19 protein-coding genes and 5 tRNA genes are annotated in these 18,662 nt (G+C 62.2%); 13 read left to right on the top strand and 11 right to left on the bottom strand.

Going from position 1 to position 18,662, the window contains the following annotated elements; translation table 11 throughout:
* Positions 1-230: 230 nt before the first annotated feature.
* The 3 genes from htpX to BVH06_RS20030 form a co-directional block, all read right to left on the bottom strand.
* Positions 231-1,103, bottom strand: coding sequence for a protease HtpX (gene htpX, locus BVH06_RS20040; RefSeq protein WP_075932467.1), 873 nt, complete (start codon positions 1,101-1,103; stop codon positions 231-233).
* Positions 1,104-1,331: 228 nt separating this feature from the next.
* Positions 1,332-1,775, bottom strand: a complete 444-nt coding sequence (locus BVH06_RS20035) for a hypothetical protein (RefSeq protein WP_075935258.1) — start codon at positions 1,773-1,775, stop codon at positions 1,332-1,334.
* Between the two features lie 59 nt (positions 1,776-1,834).
* Positions 1,835-3,046, bottom strand: a complete 1,212-nt coding sequence (locus tag BVH06_RS20030; RefSeq protein WP_075932464.1) for a pyridoxal phosphate-dependent aminotransferase — start codon at positions 3,044-3,046, stop codon at positions 1,835-1,837.
* A gap of 147 nt (positions 3,047-3,193) precedes the next feature.
* Here BVH06_RS20030 and msrB point away from each other — a divergent pair, with 147 nt between their 5' ends.
* The 3 genes from msrB (at position 3,194) to BVH06_RS20015 (ending at position 4,644) form a co-directional block, all read left to right on the top strand.
* Positions 3,194-3,592 (top strand): peptide-methionine (R)-S-oxide reductase MsrB, encoded by a 399-nt coding sequence (gene msrB, locus BVH06_RS20025; RefSeq protein WP_075932463.1) that lies wholly within the window; start codon positions 3,194-3,196, stop codon positions 3,590-3,592.
* Positions 3,593-3,710: 118 nt separating this feature from the next.
* Positions 3,711-4,199 carry a glutathione peroxidase gene (locus tag BVH06_RS20020; protein WP_075932462.1) on the top strand — a complete coding sequence of 163 codons (489 nt, stop codon included), beginning with the start codon at positions 3,711-3,713 and terminating at the stop codon, positions 4,197-4,199.
* Positions 4,192-4,644, top strand: coding sequence for a MarR family winged helix-turn-helix transcriptional regulator (locus tag BVH06_RS20015; protein WP_075935257.1), 453 nt, complete (start codon positions 4,192-4,194; stop codon positions 4,642-4,644). The genes BVH06_RS20020 and BVH06_RS20015 overlap by 8 nt, the downstream gene beginning before the upstream one ends.
* 18 nt (positions 4,645-4,662) lie before the next feature.
* Here the strand turns inward: BVH06_RS20015 and BVH06_RS20010 are convergent, their stop codons facing one another.
* Positions 4,663-6,972 carry a response regulator gene (locus tag BVH06_RS20010; protein ID WP_075935256.1) on the bottom strand — a complete coding sequence of 770 codons (2,310 nt, stop codon included), beginning with the start codon at positions 6,970-6,972 and terminating at the stop codon, positions 4,663-4,665.
* Positions 6,973-7,073: 101 nt separating this feature from the next.
* Between BVH06_RS20010 and BVH06_RS20005 the strand changes: the two genes are divergently transcribed.
* Both BVH06_RS20005 and BVH06_RS20000 read left to right on the top strand, forming a co-directional pair.
* Entirely contained in the window at positions 7,074-7,964 is an 891-nt protein-coding gene (locus BVH06_RS20005) for an ATP-binding protein (RefSeq protein ID WP_075935255.1), read from the top strand.
* Positions 7,961-8,443, top strand: coding sequence for a GAF domain-containing protein (locus BVH06_RS20000; RefSeq protein ID WP_075935254.1), 483 nt, complete (start codon positions 7,961-7,963; stop codon positions 8,441-8,443). Before BVH06_RS20005 ends, BVH06_RS20000 begins: the two co-directional genes overlap by 4 nt.
* A gap of 32 nt (positions 8,444-8,475) precedes the next feature.
* Here the strand turns inward: BVH06_RS20000 and BVH06_RS19995 are convergent, their stop codons facing one another.
* Entirely contained in the window at positions 8,476-9,246 is a 771-nt protein-coding gene (locus BVH06_RS19995; RefSeq protein WP_075932457.1) for a hypothetical protein, read from the bottom strand.
* A 303-nt stretch (positions 9,247-9,549) separates the two neighbouring features.
* Here BVH06_RS19995 and BVH06_RS19990 point away from each other — a divergent pair.
* From BVH06_RS19990 to BVH06_RS19975, 4 genes are all read left to right on the top strand, one after another.
* Positions 9,550-9,625, top strand: a tRNA-Glu gene (locus BVH06_RS19990).
* 29 nt (positions 9,626-9,654) lie between these two features.
* Positions 9,655-9,730, top strand: a tRNA-Gly gene (locus tag BVH06_RS19985).
* Between the two features lie 46 nt (positions 9,731-9,776).
* Positions 9,777-9,852 (top strand) — tRNA-Glu (locus tag BVH06_RS19980).
* Between the two features lie 13 nt (positions 9,853-9,865).
* Positions 9,866-9,941: transfer RNA gene (locus BVH06_RS19975), tRNA-Gly, on the top strand.
* Positions 9,942-10,040: 99 nt separating this feature from the next.
* On the opposite strand, the gene BVH06_RS19970 is transcribed toward BVH06_RS19975, so the two are convergent.
* Positions 10,041-10,451: a PA2817 family protein gene (locus tag BVH06_RS19970; protein WP_075932456.1), complete on the bottom strand. Its 411-nt coding sequence runs from the start codon at positions 10,449-10,451 to the stop codon at positions 10,041-10,043.
* 76 nt (positions 10,452-10,527) lie between these two features.
* Entirely contained in the window at positions 10,528-12,975 is a 2,448-nt protein-coding gene (locus BVH06_RS19965) for an acyl-CoA dehydrogenase (protein WP_075935253.1), read from the bottom strand.
* A gap of 333 nt (positions 12,976-13,308) precedes the next feature.
* Here BVH06_RS19965 and BVH06_RS19960 point away from each other — a divergent pair, with 333 nt between their 5' ends.
* From BVH06_RS19960 to BVH06_RS19950, 3 genes are all read left to right on the top strand, one after another.
* Complete coding sequence (locus BVH06_RS19960) at positions 13,309-13,929, top strand: glutathione S-transferase family protein (protein ID WP_075935252.1); 621 nt, start codon at positions 13,309-13,311, stop codon at positions 13,927-13,929.
* A 131-nt stretch (positions 13,930-14,060) separates the two neighbouring features.
* Positions 14,061-14,993 carry an ABC transporter ATP-binding protein gene (locus BVH06_RS19955; RefSeq protein WP_075932453.1) on the top strand — a complete coding sequence of 311 codons (933 nt, stop codon included), beginning with the start codon at positions 14,061-14,063 and terminating at the stop codon, positions 14,991-14,993.
* Positions 14,993-15,778 carry an ABC transporter permease gene (locus BVH06_RS19950; RefSeq protein WP_139315692.1) on the top strand — a complete coding sequence of 262 codons (786 nt, stop codon included), beginning with the start codon at positions 14,993-14,995 and terminating at the stop codon, positions 15,776-15,778. Before BVH06_RS19955 ends, BVH06_RS19950 begins: the two co-directional genes overlap by 1 nt.
* A 31-nt stretch (positions 15,779-15,809) precedes the next feature.
* Here the strand turns inward: BVH06_RS19950 and BVH06_RS19945 are convergent, their stop codons facing one another.
* Complete coding sequence (locus tag BVH06_RS19945) at positions 15,810-16,781, bottom strand: magnesium and cobalt transport protein CorA (protein WP_075935251.1); 972 nt, start codon at positions 16,779-16,781, stop codon at positions 15,810-15,812.
* A gap of 89 nt (positions 16,782-16,870) precedes the next feature.
* Entirely contained in the window at positions 16,871-17,560 is a 690-nt protein-coding gene (locus tag BVH06_RS19940; protein WP_075935250.1) for a crotonase/enoyl-CoA hydratase family protein, read from the bottom strand.
* A gap of 334 nt (positions 17,561-17,894) precedes the next feature.
* On the opposite strand from BVH06_RS19940, the gene BVH06_RS19935 reads away from it, so the two are divergent.
* A tRNA-Ser gene (locus BVH06_RS19935) sits at positions 17,895-17,984 on the top strand.
* Between the two features lie 91 nt (positions 17,985-18,075).
* Here BVH06_RS19935 and BVH06_RS19930 read toward each other — a convergent pair.
* Together BVH06_RS19930 and BVH06_RS19925 are read right to left on the bottom strand one after the other, a co-directional pair.
* A complete protein-coding gene (locus tag BVH06_RS19930; RefSeq protein ID WP_075935249.1) occupies positions 18,076-18,339 on the bottom strand; it encodes a Txe/YoeB family addiction module toxin in 264 nt (87 codons plus the stop codon).
* The gene (locus BVH06_RS19925; RefSeq protein ID WP_075935248.1) at positions 18,336-18,578 is read right to left on the bottom strand and encodes a type II toxin-antitoxin system Phd/YefM family antitoxin; all 243 of its coding nucleotides are present in this window, start codon (positions 18,576-18,578) and stop codon (positions 18,336-18,338) included. The genes BVH06_RS19930 and BVH06_RS19925 overlap by 4 nt, the downstream gene beginning before the upstream one ends.
* Between the last annotated feature and the right edge of the window lie 84 nt (positions 18,579-18,662).

Below are 18,662 nucleotides of genomic sequence, written 5' to 3'. Positions count from 1 at the left end.
GCACTGCGGCGTTAAAAACAGGCTGGATTGCCAGCCCAAACTAGGCGTTCCCGTCAGACTGCTCATTTACAGCTCGTAAAGTCGGGCGCGACTCCGACCGGTCCTCGCCTGTTTTTGCGGGGCCGCCCAGGCCTTGCATTGCTCTAGCTCGCGAGACTTTGAACAGGCTCTGAGGCGAATCGCGGGCATGAAAAAGGCGACCCGAGGGTCGCCTTTTCGTTGCGTTGCGATCAGGCCATGCGGCGCAGGGCTTCGATGCGCTCTTCCAGCGGCGGGTGAGTCATCAGCAGGCCCGCCAGGCCGTTCTTCAGGCCACCGTTGATGCCGAAGGCGGTCAGGCTGTCGGGCATCTGCACCGGTACGCCCTGTTCGGCACGCAGGCGCTGCAGTGCGGCGATCATCGCGCCCTTGCCGGCCAGCCGTGCGCCGGCTTCGTCGGCCTTGTACTCACGTTTGCGCGAGAACCACATGACGATGATGCTGGCCAGGATACCCAGTACCAGCTCGGCGAAGATGGTCGCCACGAAGTAGCCAATGCCGTGGCCGTCTTCGTTCTTGAGGATCGCCTTGTCGACGAAGTTGCCGAAGATGCGGGCGAAGAACATCACGAAGGTGTTCACCACGCCTTGAATCAGCGCCAGGGTGACCATGTCGCCATTGGCCACGTGGCCGATCTCGTGGGCCAGCACGGCGCGCACTTCATCAGGGGAGAAGCGCTCGAGCAGGCCCTGGCTGACGGCGACCAACGCGTCGTTCTTGTTCCAGCCGGTGGCGAAGGCGTTGGATTCGTAGGCAGGGAAAATGCCCACTTCTGGCATCTTGATGCCGGCATCGCGCGACAGTTCTTCGACGGTCTGCAGCAGCCACTGCTCATGGCGGGTGCGCGGCTGGGTGATGATTTCGGTACCGGTGCTCATCTTCGCCATCCACTTGGACAGGAAGAGCGAGACCAGCGAGCCGGCAAAACCAAAGACGGCGCAGAAGATCAGCAGGCTGCCGTGGTTCTGGCCGGTGAAGCGATCAACACCCAGCAGTTTGAGGGTGATGCTGGCGATAACCAGTACCGCCAAGTTGGTAGCCAGGAACAACATAATGCGCATCATGGTGTGAAACGACTCCTCACGGGAAAGACAGGCTCGATACGGCGGCTATATAAGGGCTCGCCCTGTGGTGATTCAACCGAGTCACTATTTCAAACTGTGTCGCCCGGCCCGGCGGCGTGAAACGGCCGCGTGCGGGCGCCAATGCTTAGATGGGCATTTTCGCGTTTATTTCAATCGCCACGGAGAAAATCCGTCGCGATCGCGACGCCTTCGGCAGGTTGATCTCCCTCAATATGGCTGGGCAGCGCGCTGTTCGAGCAGTTGGCGAGTCAGTCGCGCAATCCGTTCACCATGTTGCTGGGCGAGCGCTTCACGCAATTGGAAGGCCAGGGTCGCCTGCACCCGATCCACCGCAGGCGGCAGTGCTTCGCCCTCGGTGATCGCCCGGGGAATGCCCCGAGACAAACGCAGGAAGCCTTTTTCGCTGAGCACCGCCTGGTCGAGCGCGTCGTAGCCGATGGTGGACTCGTAGCGCAGGTAACCTTCTTCAGCCAGCCACAGCAGCGCACCCAGGCACGCCTGATGACGTTTGCTCGGCAGGCCGAACTCATCCGGTTCTTCGCGGCCGATCAGGTCTTCCACGTACAGCGAGACCTTGCGCGGAAAGGCCTGATAGAGCATCAGCAAGCCGCTGGCGGCGTCCTTGTAGAAGTCGTCTATCTGCAGGTCCATGGGGCGTGCTCTGGAGGCGAGGGAGGCGGATGCCCGGCGGGCATCCGCGATGGCAGGGGTTACTGGCGATAGGTCTTGAGGAAGCTGCCGATGCGGCCGATCGCCTGTTCCAGGTCGTCGACGCGGGGCAGGGTGACCACGCGGAAGTGATCCGGCCACGGCCAGTTGAAGGCGGTGCCCTGAACGACCAGCAGTTTCTCGGAGAGCAGCAGGTCGAGAACGAATTTCTCGTCGTTGTGGATCGGGCAGACCTTGGGATCGATCTTCGGGAAGGCATACAGCGCGCCCATGGGCTTGACGCAGCTGACGCCGGGAATGTCGTTGAGCAGCTCCCAGGTGCGGTTACGCTGTTCCAGTAGGCGGCCCTGCGGCAACACCAGATCGTTGATGCTCTGGTAGCCACCCAGTGCGGTCTGGATCGCGTGCTGGCTTGGCACGTTGGCACACAGGCGCATGTTGGCCAGGATGTCGAGGCCCTCGATGTAGCTTTTCGCGTTGTGCTTGGGGCCGGAAATGATCACCCAGCCGGAGCGGAAACCGGCCACGCGGTAGGACTTGGACAGGCCGTTGAAGGTCAGACACAGCACGTCCGGCGCCAGGGAGGCGGTGGAGATGTGCTGGGCTTCGTCATAGAGGATCTTGTCGTAGATCTCGTCGGAGAAGATCACCAGATTGTGCTGGCGGGCCAGTTCGACGATATCCAGCAGCACTTCGCGCGAATACACGGCGCCGGTGGGGTTGTTCGGATTGATCAGCACCAGCGCCTTGGTGTTCGGGGTGATCTTGGCGCGCATGTCGGCGATGTCCGGAAACCAGCCGGCCTGCTCGTCGCACAGGTAGTGCACCGGCTTGCCGCCGGAGAGCGCCACGGCGGCGGTCCATAGCGGGTAGTCGGGCGCCGGGATCAGCACTTCGTCACCATTGTTGAGCAGGGCCTGCATGGCCATGACGATCAGTTCGGACACGCCGTTGCCCAGGTAGATGTCCTCGATGCCGACGCCTTCGATCTGCTTCTGCTGGCAGTACTGCATCACCGCCTTGCGCGCGCTGAACAGTCCCTTGGAATCGCTGTAGCCTTGCGCCGTGGGCAGGTTGCGGATCACGTCCTGGAGAATTTCCTCGGGGGCTTCGAAACCGAATGGCGCGGGGTTGCCGATGTTCAGCTTGAGGATGCGCTGGCCTTCCTCTTCCAGACGCTTGGCGTGTTTGAGCACCGGGCCGCGAATGTCGTAGCAGACGTTGGCGAGCTTGTTGGATTTGCTGACCTGCATGGTGAAGAATCCCGAATCGAAGAAAGGCGGCCTCTAAGGGGCCGAGGCGGCGGCGAGCCGTGGCGGGTTGAGGTGTCGAATCATACGTGTCAGCCTGAGTCGGGCAAAGATACAGATAGGGCTTTTTTATCCCGAGGAGGACGGCCTGTGAGCAAGCTCGAAAAACCACTGGAAACCTGGCGCGAGGAGCTGACGGACGCGCAGTTCAACGTCTGCCGTCTGGGCGGCACCGAACGGCCGTTCACCGGTGAGTACCACGACAGCAAGGTGCCGGGTGTCTATAAATGCGTGTGCTGCGGCACGCCGCTGTTCGACTCGGACGCCAAGTTCGACTCCGGTTGCGGCTGGCCGAGTTATTTCCAGCCGCTCAACGATCAGGTGATCACCGAGCTGGACGACTTCAGCCACGGCATGCACCGCATCGAAGTGCGCTGCAGCAACTGTGATGCGCACCTGGGGCATGTATTTCCCGATGGCCCGCGGCCCACCGGGCTGCGTTACTGCATCAATTCGGTATCGCTCAAGCACGTACCCCACGAGGCCTGAAGACAGATTCGCTATCAGGCTCGCCAATGGCGGGCCTGTTTTTTTATGAATTGAATTGTGTGCAATTAAATCGCTGGCTACTCTTTTCGCTTCACTCAATCAGAAGAGCCCTGACACCATGAGCCAAGACCTGCTGGCCATTCCCTGCACCACCATCACGGGCGAGCAGAAACGCCTGGGCGATTTCGGCGCCAAGGCCATTCTGGTGGTCAACACCGCCAGTCAGTGTGGCTTCACCCCGCAGTACCAGGGGCTCGAAGCACTCTGGAAGCAGTACCGCGAAAAGGGCCTGATGGTGCTGGGCTTTCCCTGCAACCAGTTCGGCAAGCAGGAACCGGGTGACGAGCAGGCCATCTCCAGTTTCTGCGAGCTGAATTTTGGAGTGAGCTTTCCACTGTTTCGCAAGGTGGAGGTCAACGGCCCGGCGGCGCACCCGTTGTTCGTGCAGCTCAAACGCGAGGCGCCAGGTTTGCTCGGCACCCAGCGGATCAAATGGAATTTCACCAAGTTCCTGATCAGCGGCGACGGTCGAGAGGTCACGCGTTACGCGCCGACCACCAAGCCTGAAGCCCTGCAGGCGGCGATCGACGCACTTACCAATGGATGACCTGAAGCTAGACCGTCAGCTGTGCTTCAAGCTCTACGCGGCGTCCCGCCAGGTGGTGCGAGCCTATAAGCCGATGCTCGATGGCCTGCAACTGACCTATCCGCAATACCTGGTGATGCTGGTGCTCTGGGAGTGGGACGAGTCGGCGCCCGCGCAGCCGACGGTCAAGGCCCTTGGCGAGCGCCTGTTGCTCGATTCCGGCACCCTGACGCCGCTGCTCAAACGGCTGCAATCGGCTGGGCTGGTGGAGCGTCGGCGTAGCGCCGCGGATGAGCGCGAAATGCACCTGTACCTCAGCGAGCAGGGGCGTGCGCTACGCAGTCGTGTGCCGATGCTGAAGCAGCAACTGCTGTGCGAGCAGGGCGTCGATACCAGGCAACTGGAACCCTTGCGCAGCCAGCTCGACGCACTGTTGCTGCGCCTGGGCGAAAGATTGTCCGAGTAGCAGAAGGCTGCTCGCCGTTCACGCGGGCAGCCACTGGTCGAGCAGGGCGAGCAACTCTTCACGGCGGAAGGGCTTGGCCAGGTAATCGTTCATGCCCGCGGCCAGGCAACGTTGGCGCTCGTCCGACAGGGCATTGGCGGTCAGTGCGATGATCGGCAGCTGCTGCCAGGTCGGGTTTTCCCGAATGCGGCGGCTGGCCTCGTAGCCATCCATGACCGGCATGTTGCAGTCCATCAGCACCAGCGCGAACGCTTCTTCCTGCAGCCTGTCCAGGGCCTGCTGGCCATTGTTGGCCAGCACCACGTCGAGCCCCTGTTTGGCCAGCATGCCCTTGGCGACCAACTGGTTGACCGGATTGTCCTCGACCAGCAGCACGCGCGCCGCTTTGCGGTCGGTGGCGATTGGCATGGCAGCACCGGCGAGGTCGTCGGATGCACGCAGCAGCGCGTGATTCAGTGCCTGCAGCAGGTGCTGTCGGGTCAGCGGCCTGGCGACCTGTTCCAGCGGCGCGAGTGCCGCGGCCTGTTCGCTATCGAGGAAGCTGCCGTAGGCGGTGACCAGGATGATCGGCGTCGCCGTTTGCTCGCGCAGCTTTTTCATGCAAGTGGGGCAATCGCTGATCAGTACGTCGGCGTCGAGCGCCTCGACACCCCCGGCGCTGTCGAGGCGGCGGTAGCTCAGGCCCCAGTTGCCGATCAGTAGCGGTAGCAGCTCGGCCAGGCCGGTTTCGGCGCCACAGATCGCCAGCACGCGTCCGCTCAGCTGCGGCGCAGGCGGCGCTGCTTCCAGGCTGGGCAGCGGCAAAATGGCACTGAAGCGGCTGCCGCTACCCGGCGTGGACTGCAGCTCCAGCGTGCCGTCCATCGCCTCGCAGAGACGGCGCGTGAGCGCCAGGCCGAGCCCGGTGCCGCCGAACTGCCGGGTTATGTTGGCGCCGGCCTGGGTGAACGGCTGGAAGATGCGCGCCTGGGCATCCTCGGCGATGCCGATGCCGGTGTCGCAGACCTCGATACGGATGCATTCGCCCTCGGCGCCGATACGAATGTCGACGCGGCCTTCGCGGGTGAATTTCAAGGCGTTGGACAACAGGTTGCTAACGATCTGCCGCACCCGCGTTGGGTCGCCGAGTACCTGGGCCGGTAGCTGTGGATCGATCAGGCAGGTCAGCTCCACACCAGCCTGGGCGTTTTGCGACAGCAGGCTGGCGGTGCCTTCCACCAGCGCGCCGAGGTCGAAGGCGATACGCTCCAGCTCCAGCTGGCCGGCCTCGAATTTCGACAGGTCGAGAATGTCGTTGAGCAGGTCGACCAGCACCTTGCCGGAGTCGTGGGCGATGGACAGCTGCTGGCGCTGTTCGCTGTTCAACGGCCCTTCGAGCGATAGGGCGAGCATGCCCAGCAGACCGTTGAGCGGAGTGCGGATCTCGTGGCTCATGTTGGCCAGGAAGATCGAGCGCGCCTGGGCCATGGCCAGGGCGTCACGGCGGGCCTGCTCCAGCTCGTCGTTGGAGCGGCTGAGACGGTTGTTGGCGGCTTTCAGCTCGACGGTCCGGGCCGAGACGATGGCTTCCAGTTCGCCCAGGTAGTCGGTAAGGCGGTCTTCGGCGGTGCGTCGTTGCTCGATCTCGGTGGCGATGCTGGCGAACTGGCGGTTGGCGACCTTGACCAACACACCGATCTCGTCGCGCTCATGACCAGGCGGACAGGGCAGCGGCGTGCGGTCGGGGGTGCGCAGGTCACGGCCGGCCAGCGCCTGAATCACCTGGGTGAGCGGCTTGGTGAGCATGAAGTAAAAGAGCACCAGCAGGATCACCGACAGCAGCAGGCTGCGGGTGAAACCGTTGACCATGGTCAGCACCGAACGCTTGAGAAAGTTGCTGCCGAACGCGTAGGTGTCGATGTCTAGTTGCAGCATGCCGAGTTGTTCGTCTGGCGCGTGATCGACCGACAGTCGGGTTTCGAAATGGCGACTGCTGCCGAACAGGAAGTCGCTGAACAGCCGGTAACGGCTCTGCATGGATGGCTGAGCGGCGCTGGCCAGTACCTCGCCATTGCTGTCGACGATGCGCGCGCCGATCACCGCGGGGGAGCGGCGCAGGCCGACGACCAGCTCCTGGGCGAGTTCGGCATCGATGTTGTAGGCAATCCGCGCGGCAGGGTTGTGGCTGATCTCCATCAGCGCACGAATCTCGCGGTTGATGGCCGCGTCTTCGCTGGCATAATCGACGCCGATCTGCACCAGGCTGAGCAATGCGCCCAGAATGAACGCGACGAGAACGGTGAGGCCGGCCTGCTTGAATGACAGTCGCTGTCTGAGTGGTATTTCCATATTGGGGCGCTGTCTCGTTCCGATCGCTGCCCAAGCATAGTCGATCTGGCCTGTTTTTCGGCACACCTGCCTCACAGACTGAATACTCGAGGAGCTGCTACGTGGATTCCCGTATTACCGATTTTCTGGCTCGCGCCGAAAGCGTGCTGACCCGCATCGAGCCGCTGTTGCCGGCTGTTCGCGAACCGCTGGAATGGACCGATACCCTGGCCGCGCGCTGGCAGCGTGAAGGCCGTTCGGGCTATCTGCAGGCGCTCAAGGTGAGCCTGGACATGAATCTCAGCGACCTGATCGGCGTCGATACCCAGCGCGAGCAACTGGCGCGTAATACCCGGCAGTTCGTGCAGGGCATGCCGGCCAACCACGCGCTGTTGTGGGGCGCGCGCGGCACCGGCAAGTCGTCGCTGGTTCGCGCGCTGCTGGCCGAGCATGCCGGCGCCGGGCTGCGCTTGATCGAGATCGAGCGTGACCACCTGGCCGATTTGCCGCGGGTGGTCGAGCAACTGATGAAGTTGCCACAGCGCTTCATCCTGTTCTGCGACGACCTGTCGTTCGAGGCGGGCGAGGGCGATTACCGGGTACTCAAGAGCGTGCTCGACGGTTCGCTGGAGCGTTCGCCGGAAAACGTACTGCTGTACGCCACGTCCAACCGTCGGCACCTGGTGCCGGAACGCGAGAGCGACAACGCCAACACCAAGATGGTCGACGGCGAGCTGCACCCGAACGAGGCCGTCGAGGACAAGATCGCACTGTCGGACCGCTTCGGCCTGTGGCTTTCCTTCTATCCCTTCACCCAGCAGCATTATCTCGACGTGGTACGCCACTGGATCGAGGTTCAGGCCGAGCAGGCCGGCCTGCAATGGCAGTGGAGCGAGGAGTTGGAAATACTCGCCGTGCGCTGGGCCACCGGGCGCGGCAATCGTAATGGCCGTTGTGCCTATCAGTTCGCCCGCCAGTGGGTCGGGCTGCAGCTACTGGAGACATCGCAATGATCGACTTGAGTCAAACCGGTTCCGGCCTGGACGGCTACGCCCTGCTGACCGCCCAGCTGGAGGCCTTGCTGTCCGGCGAGCGGGATTTCATCGCCAACGCGGCGCAGTTCAGTGCTTTCGTCTATCACGAGCTGGAGGGCCTCAATTGGGCCGGTTTCTATCTGGTAAAGGACGATGAGCTGGTGCTCGGCCCGTTCCAGGGCAAGGTGGCTTGCGTGCGCATCGCCTTCGGGCGCGGCGTGTGTGGCGCTGCGGCGGCATCGCGGCAAACCCAGCGGGTCGAGGATGTGCACGCCTTCCCTGGCCATATCGCCTGCGACAGCGCGTCCAACAGCGAGCTGGTGGTGCCGTTGCTCAAGGACGGCCGGCTGGTCGGTGTGCTGGATCTGGATAGCCCGCGAACGGGGCATTTCACCGAGGCGGATCAGCGTGGTATCGAAGGGCTGGCCGCCGTGCTGCTGCGCGCCAGTGATTGCTAGAAGAGCAGTGAGGCCTGAGAGGCGCAGGCCTCTCAGTCGTATAGCGCCTTCTTCTTCCAGTCGCCGTCGTCTTCCATCGACTTCAGCCCCTCGTCCAGCTCGCTGTTCGCATCGCCGCTAGGCGCCTGGGAGCTGACCAGCATTGCATTGACGCGTTCCAGCTGCTTCTGGAACTGCGCCAGGGTCGCCTGGTAGCGGGCGGCATCGGCCTGCTTCTGCAGAAATTGCACGCCACGCTCCAGGGCCAGCCGGGCGTGCCCGTTCTGTTGCTGCTGCAGCGCCTGCTTGGCCTGGTTGCCGTACAGGTCCACATACAGCTGCACCAGCATATGACGAATTTCCTTGGCCCACTTCTTGGCTTCGTCGACAGGTAGCTGACCGGTCTGCGCAAGCTTGCCGACCTGGCCGTGGAGCGCTTCCAGCTGGGCGCGAACCTGGGTGGCCTTGGCGTCATCGGTCACGTGATAGGGCGCGTTGCGCACTGGAATGTCCGGGCCCATGGCGATCAGCTTGCGCAGCTCCTCGACCATGGTCGCGTAGGCGCTGTCCTGTTTGTCGACTTCCAGGATGCGCTCGGCGAACTGTAGCTGCAGGCTGCACAGCAGCAGCTTGAGCTCGGGCGTCATGAACTGGCCGGCGAACTGTTCGTTGAGGTCGGCGATGCGCCGGTAGCGCTCGGCCAGGTCGGCTTTCAGGCGCGCCTTCTTGCGCTTGTTGTTTTCGGCCAGTTGATTCAGATAGGCCAGCAGCACCAACAGCGTGATACCGCCGATTATCGCCATGGTGATCACGAGCGAGGACATCGTCTAAACCTCTTCAAAGCCTTGGGGCAGGGCGCAGCGGCCCGCAAGGTGGCGCTGCCTGTCGCTATCAGTCATCTTACTCGCGTTCTGCCATCATTGCGCGGTCTGCGCGTTTCGCTTGTCGCATTAAAGCAGGCATGTTCGGCAGGCACTCTGCCGATGGTCTTGGAATCAGATTGAAGTCGTTGATTTTAAAAATTTTTATATGAGCTGTTGACGAGTGTTGAAAGGCTCCATAGAATGCGCGCCACTTCCACGGTAATGCTGAAAAGCACAGCGGGGAAGCCGGAAATTCCGGGCAATGTCCCCTTCGTCTAGTGGCCTAGGACACCGCCCTTTCACGGCGGTAACAGGGGTTCGAGTCCCCTAGGGGACGCCACTTCCAGAAGAAGTGGAGCAGCAAAGATTGCGGGAATAGCTCAGTTGGTAGAGCACGACCTTGCCAAGGTCGGGGTCGCGAGTTCGAGTCTCGTTTCCCGCTCCAGATTTCAGGTTCAGCGTGGCAGCTGAATCGTTGTAAGAAGTTCCAGGTCCCCTTCGTCTAGTGGCCTAGGACACCGCCCTTTCACGGCGGTAACAGGGGTTCGAGTCCCCTAGGGGACGCCAATTTGTTGTAAATGCGGGAATAGCTCAGTTGGTAGAGCACGACCTTGCCAAGGTCGGGGTCGCGAGTTCGAGTCTCGTTTCCCGCTCCATATAAACGAAAACGCCGCTCAATCGAGCGGCGTTTTCGTATCTGCGTTTCGGCGCAGAACAAAGCCCGTCAGCATCACTATTGCTGGCGGGCTTTTTCGTCAGTGGCGGCTGGTCGGTGCCGGCATGGCCAGCAGTTGCTTTTCCTGGTTCCAGTCGAACGGCTCGTCGTTCTCTTCGGCGTAGAAGCGGCGCTCGTCGAGCTGCTGGTACAGGTCGATCTCATCGTCCGGCATGAAGTGCAGGCAATCGCCGCCGAAGAACCACAGCAGGTCCCGCGGTACCAGGTGGGCGATCTGCGGGTAGCGCTGGAAGATCTGGCTGATCAGTTCCTGGCCCAGGTACAGGCTGCGCTCCATGTCCACGGGCAGTTCGGCGAGCAGCTCGTCGTAGCGCTCGAGAAAGTTGGCATGGCTGGCATCGAGGATCTGCTCGGCTTCACCCAGGGCAACGAGGATGGTGCGCAGGTGGTTGAGCAGGACGATGTGATGGTCGAGATGGGGATTGGCCATGTCCGGGTGATCCTGAAAGTAAAACGGGCGCCGGAGTATAAGGTCCATGGCGCCCGCTGTCGTCTCTGCCTTGCGATTACCTCACCTTGCCTTCGCTGGGCAGCAGCTCCTCCTTGCTGAAGTCGTCGACGTCGATCACCACGCGGCGGGCCTGCTCGGCGCGCTGCAACTGTTGGCCTTCCTCGGCGCTGAGCACGCCAGCGGCGACTGCCGTTTCAATCTCGTTGTGCCCGGGCACTTCACGCACTTGCCCAGCCTTGACGGCCTTGTGCAGTTTCTTCTGCAGTGGCGCAGCCTCCTGCAGCAGGTTGAAGGCGTGTTGCAGAGCACCGACCGGATCCTCGGGCGAGGTGGGGCGGAAGCAGCCTTCGAGCACGGCCTCGAGCGCCGGATTGCCAGCATTCTGGCCGATGATCGCGGCGACTTGCGCGTCGAGCTGATCGTCCGGGCCCTGGTGGCGGCGGCCGAAGGGGAATACCAGCACGCGCAAAGCGCTGCCCAGCAGGCGGTTGGGGAAGTTGCTGAGCAGCTCGTCGATGGCGGTTTCGGCCTTGCCCAGGCTCTCTTCCAGTGCCCAGTGCAGCAGTGGGCGTACGTGCTCCGGATAGTCCTGGTCGTGATAACGCTTGAGCGCCGCGGAGGCCAGATACAGATGGCTGAGTACGTCGCCCAGGCGGGCCGACAGGCGCTCGCGGCGCTTCAGTTCACCGCCCAGCAACATCATGCTGAGGTCGGCGAGCATGGCGAAGGCGGCGCTCAGGCGATTGAGGGCGCGGAAGTAAGGGCGGCTGATGCGGTCGCCCGGTACCTTGCCGAGCAGGCCCAGGCTGAGGCTCAGGATCAGCGTGCTGGCGGCGTTGCTGACGGCGAAGCCGATGTGTTGCATCAGCAGATCGTCGAATTCCAGCAATGCCTGGTCGCGGTCCTCGCGGCCGGCCAGGGCCATTTCCTTGAGCACGTAGGGATGGCAGCGGATAGCGCCTTGGCCGAAGATCATCAGGTTGCGCGAGAGGATGTTGGCGCCCTCGACGGTGATGAAGATCGGCGCGCCTTGCCAGGAGCGGCCAAGGTAGTTGCTCGGGCCCATGATGATGCCCTTGCCGCCGTGCACGTCCATGGCGTGGGTGATGCATTCACGCCCGCGCTCGGTCAGGTGATACTTGAGGATCGCCGACAGTACCGACGGTTTCTCGCCCAGGTCGACTGCGTTGGCGGTGAGGATGCGTGCGCTGTCCATCAGCCAGGCGTTGCCACCGATACGTGCCAGGGCTTCTTGAATACCTTCGAAGGCCGACAGTGGCACGTTGAACTGCTTACGTACCTGGCTGTACTGGCCGGTGACCAGGCTGGTGTACTTGGCGGCACCGGTTCCGACTGCCGGCAGCGAGATCGAGCGGCCGACCGACAGGCAGTTCATCAGCATCATCCAGCCCTTGCCGAGGTAGTCCGGCCCGCCGATCAGGTAGTCCAGCGGGATGAACACGTCCTTGCCGCTATTGGGGCCGTTCATGAAGGCGGCGCCAAGCGGCAGGTGACGGCGGCCGATATCTACGCCGGGGGTATCGGTGGGAATCAGCGCCAGGCTGATACCGAGCTCTTCCTTGTCGCCGAGCAGGTGATCTGGGTCATAGGCCTTGAAGGCCACGCCGAGCAGCGTCGCTACCGGGCCCAGGGTGATGTAGCGCTTTTCCCAGTTCAGGCGCAGGCCGACGACTTCCTCGCCATTCCACTGGCCTTTGCAGATCACTCCGCTGTCGGGCATGGCGCCGGCATCGGAACCGGCCAGTGGGCCGGTCAGGGCGAAGCAGGGGATGTCGTCGCCGCGGGCCAGGCGCGGCAGGTAATGGTTGCGCTGTTCTTCGGTGCCGTAATGCAGCAGTAGCTCGGCCGGGCCGAGGGAGTTGGGCACCATCACGGTGGAGGCCAGGTCGCCGCTGCGGGTCGCCAGCTTCATCGCCACTTGCGAGTGGGCGTAGGCCGAGAATCCCTTGCCGCCGTATTCCTTGGGAATGATCAGGGCGAAGAAGCCATGCTGCTTGATGTGTTCCCAGGCTTCTGCCGGCAGATCCATGCGCTGGCCGATTTCCCATTCGCTGACCATGGCGCATAGCTCTTCGGTAGGGCCATCGATGAATGCCTGTTCTTCGGCGGTTAGCGTGGCTTTCGGGTAGGCCAACAGCTTGTCCCAATCCGGGCGACCGCTGAACAGCTCGCCGTCCCACCAGACGGTGCCGGCTTCGATGGCATCCTTCTCGGTATTGGACATCGGCGGCAGCACTTTCTGGAACCAGGCGAACAGCGGCTTGGTGAAGTGCTTGCGGCGCAACTCCGGTAGCGCCAGCGGGATGGCGACCGCTAGCCACAGCAGCCAGAAGATCACCAGCAGCCAGCCCGGTGCGTGGCTGTAGGCACCCATGATCAACAGATAGGCGGCAACGATTGCCAGGGCGGGCAGGGGAGCCGTGCGGCGGTGGGCCAAATAGGCCGTACCGATGACCAGAACGAGCAACCAGACAGCGAGCATGCAGAATCCTCCGTGATGGCGACAGCAGAACGGCGTGTGCCGCCATAATCGTAGTCGGCCCGTGCAAAAGCTGCCGACAGGGGCGTAACAGAGCACGTCCTGAAGGATCGTGACCCGTCGCGTTCCCGATAGTGACCCCGCTGTAGGCTGGCGAGTTCGTATAACAAATTGCATCCACGGATGACCTGTTGGTCAGCCCGTGAATCACGCTGGTCGTCTGCTCCATGAACGAGGTCGATAGCCAACATCACCGTGGCCGGCTTCCTTCTTGGCGACACAGTGGTAGGGTTGTCAGCCTCTCCGTTGGCAGGACTCTGATAAGGACGGTTGGTGATGCTGAAAATTTGGGGCCGCAAGAATTCCAGCAACGTACGCAAGGCGCTGTGGTGCGCTGAAGAGGCGGGCGTCGCTTACGAGCGAGTCGAGGCCGGTGGCGCCTTTGGCGTGGTCGATCAACCCGAGTACCTGGCGCGCAATCCCAACGGCCGCGTGCCGATGATCGAAGACGACGGCCTGGTGCTGTGGGAATCCAACGCCATCGTGCGTTACCTGGCCGCGGCCTATGCGCCGGGCTCCCTTTATCCTGAGGATCCTGTCAGCCGCGCCGGTGGCGACAAGTGGATGGACTGGACGACCTCCAGCTTCGCCGGCGAGTTTCGCGATCTGTTCTGGGGCACCTTGCGTACTCCGGTCGAGCGGCGCAACGAGGCCGTGATCGAAGCGGCCCGGCAGCGCTGTATCGACATGTTGGCGCTGCCCGAAAAGGCGCTGGGCGAACAGCCTTACCTGTCCGGTGAGCGCTTCGCCATGGGCGACATTCCACTGGGCAGTTTCATCTATGCCTGGTTCGAAATGCCCATCGAGCGGCCAGCGCAGCCCAACCTGCAGGCCTGGTACGCGCGATTGCGCGAGCGCCCGGCCTACCAGCGTGCAGTGATGACCGAGCTGACCTGAGGGCGCCTCTAAAAACCACCGGCGTCGTCACCGCCTATGTTTTAGCGATGCCCATGGGCGGGCAATTGCGTTGCAATGTTTGCGCTGTACCCCCATCTAAACCCTGTCTTTTTCATGCGTGCGTATCCTTTATGAGTACTGCTCTGTCGATCCGACAGCTGACCAAAACCTACGGCAACGGCTTCACCGCCTTGCACGGTCTCGATCTCGACGTCGCCGAGGGTGACTTCTTCGCCTTGCTGGGGCCCAACGGTGCCGGCAAGTCCACCACCATCGGCATTCTTTCCACTCTGGTGAACAAGTCCAGCGGCACGGTCAACGTGTTTGGCCATGACCTCGATGCCCAGCCCGCTGCGCTCAAGCGCTGCCTCGGCGTGGTGCCTCAGGAGTTCAACTTCAACCAGTTCGAGAAGGTCTTCGATATCGTCGTGACCCAGGCGGGTTACTACGGTATTCCCGCGCGCCTGGCCAAAGAGCGCGCCGAGCAGTACCTCACCCAGCTTGGGTTGTGGGAAAAGCGCGGCGTGGCGTCACGGGAGCTCTCCGGTGGCATGAAGCGCCGGCTGATGATCGCCCGCGCGCTGGTTCATGAGCCGCGCCTGCTGATCCTCGACGAGCCGACCGCGGGCGTCGACATCGAGCTGCGCCGTTCGATGTGGAGCTTTCTCACCGACCTCAACAAGCAGGGCATCACCATCATCCTCACCACCCATTATCTGGAAGAGGCCGAGCAGCTGTGCCGCAACATCGGCATCATCGACCATGGGCGGATCGTAGAAAACACCAGCATGAAGGCGCTGCTGGGCAAGCTGCACGTCGAGACCTTCCTGCTCGATCTCAAGCACGACCTGGCAGCCGTGCCAGCTCTTGCCGGCTACCCCGCCAAGCTGGTCGACCGCCACACCCTCGAGGTGCAGGTCGACAAGAGCCAGGGCGTCACCGATCTGTTCCGCCAGTTGGCGGCGCATGACATCGAGGTGCTGAGCCTGCGTAACAAGAGCAACCGCCTGGAGGAGCTGTTCGTGTCCCTGGTCGAGAAGAACCTGTCGAAGGTGGCCGTATGATGCACGAGCAGTCCGAGTTCAGCGCCAACCTGGTGGCCTTGCGCACCATCGTCTATCGCGAAGTGCGCCGCTTCATGCGCATCTGGCCACAGACCCTGCTGCCGCCGGCGATCACCATGGTTTTGTACTTCGTGATCTTCGGCAACCTGATCGGCCGACAGATCGGCGACATGGATGGCTTCACCTACATGGAGTACATCGTGCCGGGTTTGATCATGATGTCGGTGATCACCAACGCCTACGGCAACGTGGTGTCGAGCTTCTTCGGCAGCAAGTTCCAGCGCTCGGTCGAGGAGCTGATGGTGTCGCCAGTCTCGCCGCACACCATCCTCATCGGCTACGTCACCGGTGGCGTGCTGCGCGGCCTGGCGGTCGGCATCATCGTCACGCTTCTATCGCTGTTCTTCACCCATTTGCAGGTGCATCACCTCGGGTTGACGGTGCTGGTGGTATTGCTGACGGCGACCATCTTTTCCCTGGGCGGCTTCGTCAACGCGGTGTTCGCACGCAACTTCGACGACATCTCGATCATCCCGACCTTCGTGCTGACGCCGCTGACCTACCTGGGTGGGGTGTTCTATTCGATCAGCCTGCTGCCGCCATTCTGGCAGACGGTATCGATGGCCAACCCGGTGCTGCACATGGTCAACGCCTTCCGTTACGGCATCCTTGGTGTGTCGGATATCAGCATCGGCACCGCCATCGGCTTCATGCTGGTCGCCACGGCGGTGCTCTATGTGCTGTGCGTGCGCCTGCTGGTCAGCGGGCGCGGGATGCGTCAGTAAGCGGTTTGTCGCGGCAGGCTGCGGGCGAGCCCTACAGCCAGCCGTAATGGCGGAAGCTGGCGTAGAGCCCGGCACAACCTGCGCCGATCACGCCGAGTACGGCGAAATAGCCGTACTGCCAGGTCAGCTCCGGCATGTTGTGAAAGTTCATGCCGTAGATACCGGCCACGGCGGTAGGGAAGGCCAGGATCGCTGCCCAGGCGGCGAATTTACGCTGCACCACGCTTTGCCGGGACGACTCGAGCAGCAGGCCGATCTCGATGGCATGATCGGCCATCTCGCGCAGGTTGGTCAGGTCTTCGAGCAGGCGATTGACGTGAATCGCTACGTCGCGAAAGTACGGTCGCATGTTCTTGTCGATGAAGGGGAAGTCCAGGTGCTGCAGCTCCTGGCAGATCTCCGCGAGGGGCCCGATGTTGCGGCGCAGGCGTAGCAGGTCGCGGCGCAGTTGTTGGATGCGCACCACCTCGCTGTGGGTCATGGCGCATTCGAGTACGGTCTGTTCGAGCTGCTCCAACTCGCTGTAATAGGCGTCCATCAGCGGCCGGTAATTTTCGATGATGAAGCTGATCAGCGCGTAGAGCACGAAGTCTTCGCCGTGCTCGAGCAGCAGCGGCCTGGCTTCGCAGCGCTGGCGCACCTTGGAGTAAGGCGCCGAATCGCCGTAGCGGGCACTGATCACGTAGCTCTTGCCGGCGAACAGCTGGGTTTCCACGAAGGTCAGCTCGCCGCCGACCTGCACCGGCGAATAGAGCACCAGAAACAGCGCGTCGCCGAAAATCTCCAGCTTGGGACGGGTGTGGCGCTGCAGGGCATCTTCCAGGGCCAGTTCGTGCAGGTTGAACTGGCGCTGCAGGTTGCCGAGTTCCTGGCTGCCGGGATCGTGCAGGCCGATCCACACGAAGTGCTCGGGCTTGCCGGCCCATTCCCGACCCTCGTCAAGATGAATATCGCTGACCTTGCGGCCCTTGCTGTAAACCGCTGCTGCGACCATTTCGCCCATGGTGTGCCCCACGCCAGATTGGTGCTGGCAGCTTACCTGCTTATCTCGCCGCGCTCAGCAGCCGCGTGAGCGGCTTTTTCACGGCTGGCTTACAGCGAATGCTGCTTGTCCAGCTCGATCGCCTTATCGAGGGTTTCCAGTAGCGCTGCGCGCACCTTGAGCTTGGTCTTGCGGTGCGCGTTCATGTTGATCTTCTTGAACTGCGCCGCCACGGCCTGGGCGGTCGCCAGCAGTTGCTCGACCGGCACCACCTTGTCGAGGAAGCCGGCATCGACGGCGCCTTGCGGGTCGAACATCTCGCCGTTGATCACCGAGCGATGGAAGGCGGACTTGCGCAGACGATCTCGGGCCAGTTCGATGCCGACGTGGTGCATGGTCATGCCGATCTGCACTTCGTTGAGGCCGATGGTAAAGGCGCCTTCGACGCCGATACGGTAGTCACTGGAAAGCAGCAGAAAGGCGCCCTTGGCCACCGCATGGCCGGGGCAGGCGGCGATGATCGGGTACGGATGGGCGAGCATGCGCCTGGCCAGCGTCGAGCCGGCGGCGACCAGGTCGATGGCATTCTGCGGGCCGGAGGTCATCACCTTGAGGTCATAGCCACCGGAGAGAATACCCGGCTGCCCGGTAAGGATGACGATGGCCTTGTCCTGGGTCGCTCGGTCCAGGGCCGCATTGAAGGCATCGATCATCGCCGGCGAGATCGCATTGACCTTGCCGTTGTTGAGAGTCAGCGTGGCGATGCCGTCATCGAGTTGGTAGCTGATCAGGTCGCTCATGGTCGACTCCTTGTTGTGAAATGTGCGGCTGACGTTACCCATCCGCCGTGATCCGGTAAAGCACGAAGGGTGACCGTAGAGTCAGGGTGGCGGCAGGCAAACAGGCTGTCGCTCGATCGCGCCGATGATGGAGTGGACGGATCACCACTGCCCATATTTGCAGGCTGCTTTGCCCGGCGCCTGACGCTGCTGGGTGCCTTGCTCCGTCAACGGAGCAGGCTGGCTATTGTTCCCGATGGCTTAAGCGCATGAATCTTTTGAAAAAAGTTTTGCGTTTGGGCAAACCTTCGATTACATTAGCGCGCCTCGACAGACAGCGCGTCTGGCGAGATCCGGTGAAGTGTCCGAGCGGTTGAAGGAGCACGCCTGGAAAGTGTGTATACGAGAAATCGTATCAAGGGTTCGAATCCCTTCTTCACCGCCACTTTCGCAATACCTAAAGCCCTGAAAAAGTTACTTTTTCGGGGCTTTTTGCATTCCGGGTCGGGTAGCTGTCGAAGAAGTGTCGAAAGCGCTTATTCGTAGTGGATCCAGAGCCGCAGCACCTTGACCACGTGCTCATCCTGCAGCACCTGATAAACGAGCCGGTGCTGGATGTTGATACGCCGCAAGTAGGTGCCGGACAGGTCGCCCACCAGCGTCTCGAAGGGCGGCGGGTTCTGGAAGGGGTTCACCTGTACCACATCCGGCAAGGCCTTGGCCTTGTCCTTCAAGCCTGCCGCAGCAAGCTTCCTGGCGTCTTTCTGAGCCTGTTTTGTGAATGCGAGCTGCCAAGTCACCAATCCAGTTCTTTGGCACAGTCGTCTACCGTCTCTTCCACGCCTTCCTTGATGGATTCGCGCATGCCCGGAACAGACAGCAGGTATAGCGTTTCCTGGATGGCTTGCCAGTCCTCGGCCGAGACCAGGACGGAGTTGGTGCGCTTGCCCGAGATCATGATCGGCTGATGAGATTCCGCGGACTGATCCATCAGGCGATACAGATTGGTGCGTGCTTTACTGGCGGTGAGTATTTGCATGATGCTTGGCCTCTTGGAGATGCTCGTGTCGTACGCTAATTCGTACGTGATGTTGATGAATCTCCGGCGTTTACGGGCGAGCTT

This window comes from Pseudomonas sp. PA27(2017), from assembly GCF_001945445.1.
In the GTDB taxonomy this organism is placed as follows: Bacteria; Pseudomonadota; Gammaproteobacteria; order Pseudomonadales; family Pseudomonadaceae; genus Aquipseudomonas.
Note: the sequence above shows the minus strand (reverse complement) of the source record. Positions and strands in the feature narration are given on the sequence as shown.

Coding starts and splice junctions, on each gene's coding strand:
- BVH06_RS20010 (WP_075935256.1), bottom strand. CDS start 6,972: ATGGAAATACCACTCAGACAGCGACTGTCATTCAAGCAGGCCGGCCTC.
- BVH06_RS19925 (WP_075935248.1), bottom strand. CDS start 18,578: ATGCAAATACTCACCGCCAGTAAAGCACGCACCAATCTGTATCGCCTG.
- BVH06_RS20000 (WP_075935254.1), top strand. CDS start 7,961: ATGATCGACTTGAGTCAAACCGGTTCCGGCCTGGACGGCTACGCCCTG.
- BVH06_RS20030 (WP_075932464.1), bottom strand. CDS start 3,046: ATGCAGGTCAGCAAATCCAACAAGCTCGCCAACGTCTGCTACGACATT.
- BVH06_RS19970 (WP_075932456.1), bottom strand. CDS start 10,451: ATGGCCAATCCCCATCTCGACCATCACATCGTCCTGCTCAACCACCTG.
- BVH06_RS19955 (WP_075932453.1), top strand. CDS start 14,061: ATGAGTACTGCTCTGTCGATCCGACAGCTGACCAAAACCTACGGCAAC.
- BVH06_RS20020 (WP_075932462.1), top strand. CDS start 3,711: ATGAGCCAAGACCTGCTGGCCATTCCCTGCACCACCATCACGGGCGAG.
- BVH06_RS19940 (WP_075935250.1), bottom strand. CDS start 17,560: ATGAGCGACCTGATCAGCTACCAACTCGATGACGGCATCGCCACGCTG.
- BVH06_RS20015 (WP_075935257.1), top strand. CDS start 4,192: ATGGATGACCTGAAGCTAGACCGTCAGCTGTGCTTCAAGCTCTACGCG.
- htpX (WP_075932467.1), bottom strand. CDS start 1,103: ATGATGCGCATTATGTTGTTCCTGGCTACCAACTTGGCGGTACTGGTT.
- BVH06_RS19960 (WP_075935252.1), top strand. CDS start 13,309: ATGCTGAAAATTTGGGGCCGCAAGAATTCCAGCAACGTACGCAAGGCG.
- BVH06_RS19945 (WP_075935251.1), bottom strand. CDS start 16,781: ATGGGCGAAATGGTCGCAGCAGCGGTTTACAGCAAGGGCCGCAAGGTC.
- BVH06_RS19965 (WP_075935253.1), bottom strand. CDS start 12,975: ATGCTCGCTGTCTGGTTGCTCGTTCTGGTCATCGGTACGGCCTATTTG.
- BVH06_RS20035 (WP_075935258.1), bottom strand. CDS start 1,775: ATGGACCTGCAGATAGACGACTTCTACAAGGACGCCGCCAGCGGCTTG.
- BVH06_RS19950 (WP_139315692.1), top strand. CDS start 14,993: ATGCACGAGCAGTCCGAGTTCAGCGCCAACCTGGTGGCCTTGCGCACC.
- BVH06_RS19995 (WP_075932457.1), bottom strand. CDS start 9,246: ATGTCCTCGCTCGTGATCACCATGGCGATAATCGGCGGTATCACGCTG.